The organism is Desulfobotulus alkaliphilus (assembly GCF_007830435.1).
Taxonomy (GTDB): domain Bacteria; phylum Desulfobacterota; class Desulfobacteria; order Desulfobacterales; family ASO4-4; genus Desulfobotulus; species Desulfobotulus alkaliphilus.
The window spans coordinates 153,451-165,987 of sequence record NZ_VLLC01000002.1 but is presented as its reverse complement, the minus strand read 5'-3'; the positions used below and the strand labels follow the sequence as shown (position 1 = coordinate 165,987).

11 protein-coding genes are annotated in these 12,537 nt (G+C 51.4%); 4 read left to right on the top strand and 7 right to left on the bottom strand.

From position 1 onward, the window contains the following. Positions 1–429: 429 nt before the first annotated feature. Positions 430–588, bottom strand: coding sequence for a hypothetical protein (locus LZ24_RS17080; protein ID WP_186442885.1), 159 nt, complete (start codon positions 586–588; stop codon positions 430–432). Between LZ24_RS17080 and LZ24_RS02355 the strand changes: the two genes are divergently transcribed. Both LZ24_RS02355 and LZ24_RS02350 read left to right on the top strand, forming a co-directional pair. Next, the gene (locus LZ24_RS02355; RefSeq protein WP_186442884.1) at positions 587–1,468 is read left to right on the top strand and encodes an EamA family transporter; all 882 of its coding nucleotides are present in this window, start codon (positions 587–589) and stop codon (positions 1,466–1,468) included. The genes LZ24_RS17080 and LZ24_RS02355 overlap by 2 nt on opposite strands. After that, positions 1,446–2,627, top strand: coding sequence for a THUMP domain-containing class I SAM-dependent RNA methyltransferase (locus LZ24_RS02350; protein WP_144681936.1), 1,182 nt, complete (start codon positions 1,446–1,448; stop codon positions 2,625–2,627). Before LZ24_RS02355 ends, LZ24_RS02350 begins: the two co-directional genes overlap by 23 nt. A gap of 64 nt (positions 2,628–2,691) precedes the next feature. Here LZ24_RS02350 and LZ24_RS02345 read toward each other — a convergent pair whose 3' ends face one another. Beyond that, on the bottom strand, positions 2,692–3,072 hold the full coding sequence (locus tag LZ24_RS02345) for a hypothetical protein (RefSeq protein ID WP_144681934.1): 381 nt from the start codon (positions 3,070–3,072) through the stop codon (positions 2,692–2,694). Between the two features lie 747 nt (positions 3,073–3,819). On the opposite strand from LZ24_RS02345, the gene LZ24_RS02340 reads away from it, so the two are divergent. Next, positions 3,820–5,100: a hemolysin family protein gene (locus LZ24_RS02340; RefSeq protein ID WP_144681932.1), complete on the top strand. Its 1,281-nt coding sequence runs from the start codon at positions 3,820–3,822 to the stop codon at positions 5,098–5,100. Here the strand turns inward: LZ24_RS02340 and LZ24_RS02335 are convergent. The 5 genes from LZ24_RS02335 to LZ24_RS02315 form a co-directional block, all read right to left on the bottom strand. Further along, positions 5,067–6,089 (bottom strand): ABC transporter ATP-binding protein, encoded by a 1,023-nt coding sequence (locus tag LZ24_RS02335; protein ID WP_144681930.1) that lies wholly within the window; start codon positions 6,087–6,089, stop codon positions 5,067–5,069. The genes LZ24_RS02340 and LZ24_RS02335 overlap by 34 nt on opposite strands. A gap of 409 nt (positions 6,090–6,498) precedes the next feature. Then, a complete protein-coding gene (locus LZ24_RS02330) occupies positions 6,499–7,467 on the bottom strand; it encodes an ABC transporter ATP-binding protein (protein ID WP_144681928.1) in 969 nt (322 codons plus the stop codon). Positions 7,468–7,472: 5 nt separating this feature from the next. Then, positions 7,473–8,390, bottom strand: coding sequence for an ABC transporter permease (locus tag LZ24_RS02325; RefSeq protein ID WP_144681926.1), 918 nt, complete (start codon positions 8,388–8,390; stop codon positions 7,473–7,475). Continuing rightward, positions 8,391–9,365, bottom strand: coding sequence for an ABC transporter permease (locus tag LZ24_RS02320; RefSeq protein WP_144681924.1), 975 nt, complete (start codon positions 9,363–9,365; stop codon positions 8,391–8,393). A 700-nt stretch (positions 9,366–10,065) separates the two neighbouring features. Next, complete coding sequence (locus tag LZ24_RS02315; protein WP_144681922.1) at positions 10,066–11,622, bottom strand: ABC transporter substrate-binding protein; 1,557 nt, start codon at positions 11,620–11,622, stop codon at positions 10,066–10,068. 395 nt (positions 11,623–12,017) lie between these two features. Here LZ24_RS02315 and LZ24_RS02310 point away from each other — a divergent pair, with 395 nt between their 5' ends. Then, the gene (locus LZ24_RS02310) at positions 12,018–12,536 is read left to right on the top strand and encodes a Na+/H+ antiporter subunit E (protein WP_246118498.1); all 519 of its coding nucleotides are present in this window, start codon (positions 12,018–12,020) and stop codon (positions 12,534–12,536) included. Position 12,537: the final 1 nt, after the last annotated feature.

The window sequence follows — 12,537 nt, the reverse complement described above, 5'->3', positions numbered from 1 at the left end:
AGGAAAAGGTAATTATTCAGCACAATTTATTTCGAACTGCCATCCTGTAATTGCAGCAGCTTCGTACTGTTGCAAGGCTCCGAGGCTATTTGAAAGTGACATTGCAATCGTTTCGGATCAGAGCTTTGCAGGCCTGTGCGAAAGAAGCGGCAAACTGTCTGAGCCGCCACAAAGGCAGCGTACTTAAGCCTGCCATGGTAATCAAAAAGCTTATCCTGCCTGTGGCGGGGAGTTTTTGCCGCTTCCGCACAGGGCAAGAAGCTCCCGAATAAGATTGCGTCACGGGCAAATAGCCTGGAGCCTGTGCATCTGTCTTGCAGGTATGGTACTTGGAAAACTGTGCTGAACAGCAACAGGAAAAGAAGATAAACACAGTTTGGCATAAATTGAAAAAGAAAAAATCTATGTCTTTCTGCGCCGGTTTATGATTCAACCGGATAAAGGACGCTGCCGCAGGACCTTTTTAAAAAGTGCCGCAGCCGAAAAAAGCATCCGAAGGCTGATTTTTATACCATGTGATAACCAACGGAAAAAAGAAATGATAAAATCTAAAACTTCCGTTTTTTCAGGATTTTCTGCCATAATCATGGCAGCCCTTCTCTGGGCAGCTTCGGGCTCCTTTGCCAAATATCTTTTTAACGCAGGCCTGTCCCCCTTTGATCTGGTACAGATCCGTCTGACGGTGGCCGTTTTCTGCATCGGCGTGTTTCTGCTTTTCCGGTCTCCGGAAAAGATGCGCATACCCCTAAAAAGAGTGCCCCAATATCTTTTTTTGGGAGTTTTCGGTATGGCGGCCATGCAGGCCACCTATCTTCTGGCCATCAGCCGCATCCAGGTGGCCGCAGCCATCCTGCTGCAGTATCTGGCTCCGGTGCTGATCGCCCTCTGGCAGGTCTTTTATCAGAAAAAGAAGCTGTCCCCCCGTGTTTTCATGGCCCTGTGCGCCGCCATCACCGGCTGTGCCCTGGTTTTAGATCTGGCATCCATGAATTTTAAGGCCATGAACGGTACCGGAATCCTTGCAGGACTGGGAGCGGCCCTCACCTTTGCCATCTATTCCCTTGCCGGAGAGGCGGAAATGCAGGAACAGAGCCCGGAAACCGTTGTCTTTTACGCCATGCTCATTGCAGCCATCCTGTGGAACATCCTGCGCCCCCCCTTCTCCGGCTTTACCGCCCTTGGCAGCGACATGCCAACATGGGGTCTGGCCCTGGCCATCGGCTGCTTTGGCACAGCCCTGCCTTTTTTCCTTTACCTTTACGGTGTCCGCATCACCGGCGCATCTCCGGCCAGCATCACCGGCACCCTGGAACCTGTTTTTGCAGGTATCCTCTGCTTTTTCCTGCTGGCCGAAATCTTCAATACCCTGCAACTTTCCGGAGCCGTACTGGTGATCACCGCCGTCATCCTTCTGCAGCTTCCGGACAAAAGGACCCTTTCATACCATGCGCAGAACCCGTCTTCATAAACAGATACGCAGGCAGCTCCTTGAAAAGAAACAGGAATTTTTCGTTATCTGCCCTCCGGGCTTTGAAAAGGAATGCGAAAAGGAAATACAGACCCTTTTCCCGGACACAGGCCCCATGAAAGCAGAAAAGGGAGGCATCCTGTTACAGGCCCCCCTTTCCTTTGCTCCGGAAGCCAACCGCCGCCTCAGGACCGCTTCCAGAATTCTCATGCGCATGGCCCGCTTTACGGCCACAGATTTCAAAGGTTTTCAAAAAAATCTGGCAGAAATTCCCTGGCAGCTCTACTTTCCCGAAGGCCCCCTTCCTGAAATACGGGTTCTCTGCCACAAATGCCGCCTTTATCACAGCGATGCCCTTGCCCAGAGAATCAGGGATTTCCTTTCATCGAAAAAGGACAGGGAATCCGGTGCCCCCTGCATTCAGGAAAAACCCCTTCCGGGACTTTACCTGCGGGGAGAAAAGGACCGCTTCACCCTTTCCGTGGACAGCTCCGGCCCCCTTTTATATCTCCGGGGCCTGAAAACAGCAGGCAGCAGGGCGCCAATCAGGGAAAACCTTGCCGCAGCCATCCTCATGGCATCCGGTTACACCCCGGAAATCCCTCTGGCTGATCCCATGTGCGGGTCCGGTACCTTTTCCATGGAAGCAGCCCTCATGGCCTCCAACCTTGCACCGGGAAGCTTCAGATCTTTTGCATGGGAAAACTGGCCGGCCTTTCTTGTGGCACCCTTTGCACGGGAAGAAGAGCCGACACAGCATTTACTACCCGCCCCCATCCATGCCAGTGATGTGGAAGAAAAGGTGCTGACGGATTTCCGGGCACTCTGCCTGCAGCACTCTTTTCTTGAAAACATCCAGATACAGAAAGCGGACTTTTTCTCCCTTGATGCACCCCGGGGTGAAGCAGGCCTCATCATGCTCAACCCGCCCTACGGTCTGCGCATGGGCACAAAAAAAGCAGCCGGTATTTTAAACCGGCGGCTGGCAGATCATCTTCAGAAAAAATGGCAGGGATGGCGTACAGGGATTCTTGTACCCGGAGAACAGAAAATTCCGCAGGAATTTTCACGGCTTACCTGCAGAAGATTTCAGCATGGCGGTCTTGCCATGCAGCTTTTTACGGGAAAAACCGAAGACATGCATCTGCATACGCCATGACCATGGTCTCATCTGCTATGCTCCGGAAGGGGCATGGGGAGGCACAGACTTTTTCAAAAAACCCTCAGACAGAAGCCGCTTCCAGACGATCCAGCAGGCTGTCCGCCTCTTCCATGGTTCTCACCAGATGGGTGGGGTAGCCAGCCTCAAGACTTCCGGCCTCAAACTGCACATGCTCGGGAAGGGCCTGCCGCCTCTCCACCCGCACAGCCCTTGCAATGCCTGCTTCCTTCAGCGCTTTCTGCACCTGAAAGATCAGTTCTTCTCCGGCATCTCCGATGCGGCGGTACTCCCGAAGATCCGTAATGCATGAAAAGCCGGGAGACAAGGCAGGTAATATGGCTTCCACTTCATCCAGAAGACCATGAATCTCTTCATGGGATTCCAGAAGTCCGATGACAATATACAAACGATTATTTTTTGTATCCGCATGTACAGAGAGCATGGTTCACCCTTATTATTCAACGAGTTATCGCAAAAGCCCTTTCCCATGAAAGGGCATTTGCAGATCTTAACCCATTGCAGCGCACAAAACAAGGTTCATTGCCGGTCTGTGCAATCCATAAAAAACAATTAAGGGAACTCCCTTGCAGTATCCCGATGAAGGATTTATTATTGCGCCAATAAAATAATCTGATGACTGCCTTGGCTCAGCCTTATATTCTGGCCCGGTTGTTATCAGACCGTAAGTGACCCGGAAATCTTAATAAAAATGTAAGTATTCAGAACAGTTTTATTTCGACAAATCGAACGATTACAATCAGACACATAGGCAACCGAGCCATTTGTTCGTGACGCAATCTTATTCGGGAGCTTCTTGCCCTGTGCGGAAGCGGCAAAAACTCCCCGCCACAGGCAGGATAAGCTTTTTGATTACCATGGCAGGCTTAAGCACGCTGCCTTTGTGGCGGGCCAGACAGTTTGCCGCTTCCTTTTCGCACAGGCCTGCAAAGCTCTGATCCGAAACGATTGCAATGTCACTCACAAACAGCCCGATTGTCTTTTGCTGGAACCAAGATCTTGAAATTAAAAAACAATTTTTCAGAATAAAACATACTGAATAATTAACAAAAAACTGTTAAATCAAAACACTACAATATCTGAAATGAACGCTCCATACCATAAATTCTTTAACATACAATTCAAATCCGAAAGGAGGCTGTGATCTCCGCTGCTGCCGGTGATCCGAACCATGACTTTCCATCTCGCACTTCTTTTCCTATGCCTTTTGCTTTCAGGATTTTTTTCCAGTTCGGAAACAGCCCTTTTTTCCATTTCCAGAGCCAGAGCCCACCACATGGCCAAGGAAGGAGGCCGTGCCGACAGACTGATCCTTGAAATGAAAAGCAGACCCCACCGCCTGCTGGCCACCATCCTCATCGGCAACAACCTTGTGAACGTAGGCGCTTCGGCCATTGCCACGGCCCTTGCCATCCAGCAGTTTGAAAGCAATGCCATCGGCATTGTCACCGGCATCATGACCCTGATGCTGCTGATCTTCGGGGAAATCATACCCAAATCCCTGGCCACCCAGAACAATCTTCTCATTGCCCGAATGGTCATCTTTCCCATACGCTGGTTTTCCTTTATCTGCTACCCACTTATTTTTCTTCTGGATTTTGTGCCCCTGCTCACGGGCCGACTCCAGCGTCTGCCCACCATCACCGAAGAAGAACTCATTTCCATTGTGGAGGTGGGCGAGGAAGAAGGAGAAATCAAGGAAGAAGAAAAGGAATTTATCCGCAATATTTTTGAATTCGATGACATCCCCGCCTACAACATCATGACACCAAGAAGGGATATGTTTGTGGCGGATCTGGAAGAAAAGCCGGATCTTCCGGCCATTCTGGCATCGGGCTTTTCCCGTATTCCCCTCACTGAAGGCAGCCTTGACGAGGTGGTGGGCGTCATGCATGTGGGCGACATCTTCCGCTTTCAGACCACCCACGGCCGCCTGCCGGATTTCAGGGAAATCATGCGCAAGCCCTACTTTATCCCCGAATCAAAAAAAATTGACACCCTGCTGGCCCAGTTCAAGGCCAGAAAACAGCACATGGCCATTGTGGTGGATGAATACGGAGGGGTCTGCGGCCTTGTCACCCTGGAAGATGTTCTGGAAGAGATTGTAGGAGAAATTTCCGATGAATCGGACAAGGACGAGGTTCTGATCAAGGAAGTGGGTGAAAAGGAATGGCTGATTCTGGGTAAAATCCCGGTGGAAGATGTGAACCGCGTATTACCCGAAGAGCTGCCCGAATCCCCGGATTATGACACCCTCTCAGGCTTTCTCCTGCACCACATCGGCCGCATCCCCAGCGAAGACCAGACCTTTGTGGTATCCTCCTACATGATCAGCGTCATGACCATGGACGGCAACCGCATTCTGAAACTGCGGGTCAAATATGCGCCTCCGGGTATGGCCGCAGCGGAAGAACAGGATCAGTCCAGTACCCTTCCTTCCTCCACACCATGACAGGCCACCTGCACACCGGAGCTTAAGGCCAGAAGCCGGGGGACTTCCCTGCGGCAGCGCTCATTGGCATAAAGACAGCGGCCATGGAAAACACAGCCCGAAGGCAGGTGGATGGGGGTTGGAACTTCCCCCTTCAGCTTGATGTGCCGGGGCTTTTTCTGGCCCAGCTTTGGAATGGCGGAAAGGAGTGCCCTTGTATAGGGATGCTTTGCCGTTTCAAAAAGATTGGCCGCCGGAGCCACTTCACAGAGGGTTCCCAGATACATCACTGCCACCCGTGTGGACACATGGGCCACCACGGAAAGGTCATGGGTGATCATCATATAGGTCAGGCCCCGCTGCTCTCTGGCCTCCATGAGAAGGTTAAGAATCTGTGCCTGAATGGACACGTCCAGAGCCGATATGGGTTCATCCGCCACAATGAACTCAGGATCCACCATAAGGGCCCGGGCAATGGAAACCCGCTGGCGCTGTCCCCCTGAAAACTCATGGGGATAACGCTCACCCCACACAGGATTCACCCCCACCTGCTCCATGACTTCCGCCACCCTGTCCCTGACCTCAGTCTCGGAGATGGAGGGTTGATGAAAACGCAAAGGCTCTTCAAGGGTCTGGCGTACGGTCATGCGGGGGTTCAGGGATGCGTAGGGATCCTGAAAAATCATCTGCATTTTTTTACGATGCACCAGCATCTGTGTACTGTCCAAGGTATCGATCCGGGTATTTTCATAGTAGATTTCCCCAGAATCCGGCGCATACAGCCCCATCACCGTGCGGGCCAGGGTGGACTTTCCGCAGCCGGACTCTCCCACAACGCTCAGGATCTCTCCCGGCTCTATGGCAAGGCTCACATCATTGATGGCATGCACTTTTTTCTGCTCCAGCCGGGGACGAAGCCCTTTAAAACGCAGCTGTTCCAGAAATCCACCGGATATATCAAAATGCTTGACCACCTTGTTCAGGGTCACAAGGGCTGATTTTTCAAGCATGGCTTCTTCCTTCCTTCATATAAACGGCATCATAACAATAAAAAAACATAATTGTTCAGCTCAATTTTCCAAACACCATACCTGCCAGATAACAGATGCACAGACACCCAAGCTATTTGCCCGTGACGCAATCTTATTCGGGAGCTTCTTGCCCTGTGCGGAAGCGGCAAAAACTCCCCGCCACAGGCAGGGTAAGCTTTTTGATTACCATAGCAGGCTTAAGCACGCTGCCTTTGTGGCGGCTCAGACAGTTTGCCGCTTCTTTCGCACAGGCCCTCAAAGCTCTGATCCGAAACGATTGCAATGTCACTTGCAAATAGCCAGGGTGCCTTGCAACGGCACGAAGCCGCTAAAACGATAACACTGATATCTCTGAATAAAATGTTCTGAACAATTACAAAAAACAAGATCACACACCCACCAGATGACAGGCCACCAGCCGCTGAAAAGTCCCCCTCTTCAAAAGTTCAGGCACCTCCCTGCGACAGACCTCCTCTGCCCGCTCACACCTGGGATGAAAGGCACATCCCTTTGGAATTGCCGAAAGATTGGGCATGGAGCCGGGAATCTGATACAGCCTGCTGCCGGGTTCCCTGCTGCCGGGCAAGGCCCGGATCAGGCCCTGGGTATAGGGATGCTGGGGTCTGGCCACAATATTTTCCGTGGAACCCGTTTCCACAATTTTCCCCGCATACATCACGGCAATCTTTTCCGTCACCTGACTGACCACCCCCAGATCATGGGTGATGAGGATCATGGCCATATCCTTCAGAGTACAAAGCTCCAGAAGAAGGTCCATGATTTCCGCCTGAATGGTCACATCCAGCGCTGTGGTGGGTTCATCGGCAATGATGAGATCCGGGTCCGTGAGAAGGGCAATGGCAATGACGATGCGCTGACGCATGCCCCCTGAAAACTCATGGGGATACTGACGCAGCCGGGCTTCGGGGGAAGGGATGTGCACGGCCTGCAGCTTTTCCACGGCAAGGGCTTCTGCGGAAGCACGGGAAATCTTTCTGTGGGCCATGAGGCTTTCTGTCATCTGATCCCCGATGGTCATGACAGGATTCAGGGTCATCATGGGATCCTGAAAAATCATGCTGATGCGGTTTCCCCTGACAGAGCGCATTTCCTCCGGACTCAGGGCCGCCAGATCCTTCCCACGGAAAAAAATACTTCCTCCGGCAATGTACCCCGGCTTGCTGATGAGATTTAAAATGGAAAAACCCGTCACGGACTTTCCCGCTCCGGATTCCCCCACAAGCCCCATGCGCTCGCCCTTTTCCAGGGTAAACCCGATGCGGTCAATGGCGGTCAGATCTCCGGAACGCAGGGCAAAACGCACCTCAAGATCCCGGATTTCAAGCAGATGATTCATAAAAACTATCCCTTGTAAAGCTTGGGGTTCAGCACATCCCGCAACCAGTCCCCCAAAAGATTGATCACCAGTACCAGAAGCACCAGCAGAAAACCCGGAAAGAGAGTAATCCACCAGGAGCCTGAAAAAATATACTCAAAGCCGGAATTGATGAGGGAACCCAAGGAAGGACGGGTGACGGGCATCCCCAGTCCCAGAAAGGAAAGGGCCGCCTCGCTCATGACGGCATTGGCCACCTGCACCGTGGAAATCACCAGCACCGGAGACAGGGTATTGGGAAGAATATGCCGAAACATGATGCGCATGGAAGGAAGGCCGATGACCCGGGCCGCCTCCACATACTCCTTTCCCTTTTCCCCCAGCACTGAAGCCCGCACGGTTCTGGCGTACTGGGGCCACTCCGCAAGGCCGATCACAAGGATCAGGATGGGTACGGCCATCTGCTCATAGCGCCCGGCACCAAAGGCCGTCTGGAATATGGCTGATATGAAAATGGCAACCATGAGGGTTGAGAAGGAAAGCTGCACATCCGCAAGGCGCATGAGAAAGGCATCCACCCTTCCTCCCGCATACCCCGCCACAAGGCCGATGAAAATACCCAGCACCGCCTGCAGGATCACAGCGCCCAGACCAATGAGAATGGACACCCGCATACCATACATCATGGTGGAAAGCAGATCCCTGCCCTGAATGTCCGTTCCCAGAACAAAGCGGGTTTCTCCCTCATCCATCCAGGCCGGAGGAAGGTTGGAATCCATGATATCTATGGTGGCTGTGTCATAGGGATTGTGCGGGGCTGTCCAGGGTGCGGAAAAAGCCATCACCAGAAGCAGCAGAAAAATGACAAAGCTTGTCACCGCCACCTTGTCCCTTTTGAAACTGTAGAGAAAATAAGAGTCTTTGAATGCCTGCCAGCGTGTCATTTATTGCCTGCCTGATACCCGAACCTTGGGGTTAACAATACCGTAGAGAATATCCACCAGGGTATTCACCACCACAAAGAGAAAGCCCACAACCATGAGGTAGGCCACCAGAAGAGAGGTGTCCGCACGCTGCACCGCCTCCAGAAACATAAAACCCATGCCATGCCACTGAAATACCGTTTCCGTAAGGATGGTAAAGGCGATCATGGTACCGATCTGTACCCCCCCCACGGTAATCACCGGAAGCAGGGTATTTCTGAAACCATGAACCAGCCACACCCGGACCTTTGAAAGCCCCTTGGCATGGGCAAAACGGATGTATTCCGTCTCAAGAACCTCCATCATTTCCGAACGGATCAGGCGGATAAAAAGGGGCAACATGATGGAAGACAGGGCGATGGAAGGCAGAATAAGGTGCAGCCAGCCATCTGCGGTGAGCATACCCGTCTGCCAGCCGCCCACCATGACCAGCTCCCCCCGTCCGTAGGAAGGCAGCCAGCCCAGAATCACGGAAAAAAGATAGATCAGAAGGATGGCCGTGAGGAAAACAGGTATGGAAACCCCCACAATGCTGCCGCCCATGATCAGCCTTGAAAAAAAACTTTTCGGCCTGATGGCGGCATACATGCCAAGGGGAACTGAAAAAACCACAATGATCACACCTGCGCAGAATACAAGCTCCAGCGTGGCGGGCATCTTGGCCAGAATCACATCCAGTGCGGGTTTTTTGAAGAAAAAGGACTGGCCCAGATCTCCTTTAAGAAGCCCCTTTAAAAAACGAAGATACTGCACATGGAAGGGATCATTCAGGCCCAGTTCATCCCGCAGGGCTTCACGCTCCGCAACGGAGACACTGACGCCCACAAGATCCCGCACAGGATCTCCGATCTGATGACGGATGGAAAAGCCCAGAAGGCTGATCACCAGCATGACAAACACCGCCTGACTGATCCGGCGCACAAGGAATGCAAACATGAAAACAACCTGAAGGCTTAGGAGTTCATACCACCGCCCGGACACTGTCCGGACGAAAAACATAAAAGCATAACACAAAAATGCAAAATGTTCAGTCCATTTTTTCCGGCACTCAAAAGGGATAAGACCGCCTGACAAAGATCCGTTTATCCGGTTTGAGTGCTAAAAAAAGGCACAGGAAAAAGACCCCCCCCTTCCCTGTGCCTTGCCGAAATCCTTTTTATTGTGATTATTCAGAACAGTTTATTCCAAAATACCAATGCTGTAGTTGCAGCAGCTTCGTACTGTTGCAAGGCTCCGTGGCTATTTGCAAGTGACATTGCCATCGTTTCGGATTCCGGCACTCAAGCCATAAACCAACCCAGAGCCTGCGATGAAAACAAAGGGCTTTTGCAAGCTTGAGTGCCGGAATGCTAATAAAAAACGGCAAACTGTCTGAGCCGCCACAAAGGCAGCGTGCTGAAGCCTGCCATGGTAATCAAAAAGCGTATCCTGCCTGTGGCGGGGAGTTTTTGCCGCTTCCGTACAGGTCAAGAAGCTCCCGAATCCGGCACTCAAGATCCCTAAACACTTTTGATCCCGTAAAGGGCTTGAGCTTTTCAGCTTGAGTGCCGGATTGCGTCACGGACAAATAGCCTGGGGGCCTGTGCATCTGTCTTGCAAGCATGGTACTTGGAAAACTGTGCTGAACCGTTACTTTTTATTTAACCACAAGATCCCCGAAATAGGGGAAATCCTGAACATTCACAATCTTTTCAATTTCAAGATTCTTTCTTGCAGCCCAGGAAAGATCCTGCCAGTGCAAAGGAACAAAGGCCGCATCATCATACAGGATCTGCTCAATTTCCCTAAGCATGGCATTGCGCTTTTCCATGTCCGTTTCCGTCTGGCAGGCAAGGGTCAGTGCATCCACCTTTGGATTGCAGTAGTTTCCGGAATTGTACTGACCATAGCCGGTTTCAACATTGGGACACATGGCAAGGTACTCGGTGAAGTTGCCGGAATCCTCCGTATCCGAATGCCATCCGATGAGCTGAATATCTGCCACCTGAGCATCAAATTCATCCCAGTACTGGGCCTTGGGCATGGTCTGGAGATTCACCCTTATATTGATACGGGCCAGCATGGGCACAATGGCTTCCGCAATGCGGGCATCATTCACGTAGCGGTCATTGGGTGCGATCATGGTCACCTCAAAGCCCTTTTCATAACCGGCTTCCTTCATCAGCCTGCGGGCCTTGTCCAGGTCATAACGGGGAACCAGATTTTCATTGTAACCGGAATACCCCTTAGGACTCTGCTGCCCCGCCACCGTGGCCCGGCCCCGCATGATACGGTCCACAATGCCCTTGTTATTCACCGCATGGACAATGGCCTGCCTGACCCTTACATCCTGAAACTCAGGGCGGCGCTTCTGGTTCATCTGCAGCATGATAATGCGGGTACCGGACATGGTAACCAGCTTCACATCGTTGTGGCGTTCAATACGGTCCTGATCCTGGGGAGGCACGGGAACGATAAAGTCCACATCACCGGAAAGCAGGGCAGCCACACGGGTGGCGTCATTGCGGATGGGCGTCAGAATCATCCGGGAGACATTGCCCGGGGAATTTTTATCCCAGTAACCTTCAAAGCGGTCAAAAACCGTCCGGACCCCGTGCTGCCGGGCCGTTACCCTGAAGGGACCTGTTCCCGAGGCGTTGGCATTGGCAAAGCTGGGACCGGTCTTGTTGATAAGCCCCTTGGACTGCCCCTGCGCATCGGTGCCTGTGTAAAAAACACTGTCCATGGGGAAAATATAGGTGGCAAGGCTTAAAACCAGGCCATAGGGCCTGTCCGTGATAAGATCCACCGTATGATCGTCTACGGGACGGGCTTCGACAAAGGCCTCAAACAATCCCCGAAAATCCTGACTTTCCTTGAGCCGGTTCATGGTCCAGGCTACGTCTTTGGCTGTAAAGGGGTTTCCTGAATGAAATTTTACTCCCTTACGGAGGTGAAAACGCATGGTAAGATCATCTATACGTTCCCATTTTTCCGCAAGTCTTGGCTCAAACTCCATTTCCTGGGTCCAGCGTACCAGAGGATCAAAGACCTGATGGGAATACATCAGCATACCGCCGGAAAGCTGCATGTGGGGATCCAGAGACACCGGGTCCGAGTCAAAGGCCAGCCTGATTTCCTTGGCAAACAAAGAACCCGCACCAAAACAGGTCAGAGCCAGGGCACATATAATGGTTAAACCAATCTTTTTCATCATACCTCCATACATAGTTTTAGGGATAACAAAGGGTGGGGCCTTCTCATCTGCCTATATTTTTTGCCTATATCCTTTCGGAACCAAGGGGTCAAGTCCATATATTTTCATGGTACATAGCAGAAGCCTGCTGATCCTAAAACCCGGCAAAAACATTATGAAACATTTTAAAACAAAAGATATAAAACCCTATTTTTTTTAACGATACCTGTACCAGACACCAGAGAAACAGAATATTTTGCCAAGCAAATCCAAAAAAAAGTTGAATTTAAAAAAACCTTAGGATAAATTTTTTGAGATAATTTTACCCGACAGACAAATTGGACAAGAAAAAAAACGTTTTAAAATGTTTCATTTAAAATTCAATATCAATCTTCGTTTCAAGGAGGGACAAGGTGATACCCACAGACAGCCCCCCCAAAACCGGCAAAGGCCCCACCCTGCTACTCACATGGTGTGTGCTGATGCTCACATGGATCCTGCTTTCCGGAATGTTTGACCTTTTCCATCTGGGACTGGGAGCCATTTCCGCAGCCATTGTGGCCTGGTTTTCCCATGATCTTCTTTTTCCTAACGGAATCAAAGGACACAGCCCGGCCCTCTGGTACCGCTTCTTTATCTATGTATGCTGGCTTCTCTGGCAAATTCTTCTGTCAGGCATACACGTCTTAAAGCTGGTATATCATCCAGGCCTCAAAAAAAAGATAGACCCCCATATCATTCAGTTCCATACCCGGATACAGAACGAAACAGGAAGGGTCACCTTCGGCAACTCCATCACCCTGACGCCGGGAACCATCACCCTTTCCATATCATCTCCAGGCAGGTTTACCGTCCACGCCCTGGACAAACAATCAAGTGAGTCCCTGCCCGGTGAAATGGAGCAGCGCATCGCCCGGACCTTTGGAGAATAAT

Excerpts from the sequence above, each read along its gene's own strand:
- LZ24_RS02355 (WP_186442884.1), top strand. The coding sequence starts at position 587 with ATGGCAGCCCTTCTCTGGGCAGCTTCGGGCTCCTTTGCCAAATATCTT.
- LZ24_RS17080 (WP_186442885.1), bottom strand. The coding sequence starts at position 588 with ATGATTATGGCAGAAAATCCTGAAAAAACGGAAGTTTTAGATTTTATC.
- LZ24_RS02350 (WP_144681936.1), top strand. The coding sequence starts at position 1,446 with ATGCGCAGAACCCGTCTTCATAAACAGATACGCAGGCAGCTCCTTGAA.
- LZ24_RS02345 (WP_144681934.1), bottom strand. The coding sequence starts at position 3,072 with ATGCTCTCTGTACATGCGGATACAAAAAATAATCGTTTGTATATTGTC.
- LZ24_RS02340 (WP_144681932.1), top strand. The coding sequence starts at position 3,820 with ATGACTTTCCATCTCGCACTTCTTTTCCTATGCCTTTTGCTTTCAGGA.
- LZ24_RS02335 (WP_144681930.1), bottom strand. The coding sequence starts at position 6,089 with ATGCTTGAAAAATCAGCCCTTGTGACCCTGAACAAGGTGGTCAAGCAT.
- LZ24_RS02330 (WP_144681928.1), bottom strand. The coding sequence starts at position 7,467 with ATGAATCATCTGCTTGAAATCCGGGATCTTGAGGTGCGTTTTGCCCTG.
- LZ24_RS02325 (WP_144681926.1), bottom strand. The coding sequence starts at position 8,390 with ATGACACGCTGGCAGGCATTCAAAGACTCTTATTTTCTCTACAGTTTC.
- LZ24_RS02320 (WP_144681924.1), bottom strand. The coding sequence starts at position 9,365 with ATGTTTGCATTCCTTGTGCGCCGGATCAGTCAGGCGGTGTTTGTCATG.
- LZ24_RS02315 (WP_144681922.1), bottom strand. The coding sequence starts at position 11,622 with ATGAAAAAGATTGGTTTAACCATTATATGTGCCCTGGCTCTGACCTGT.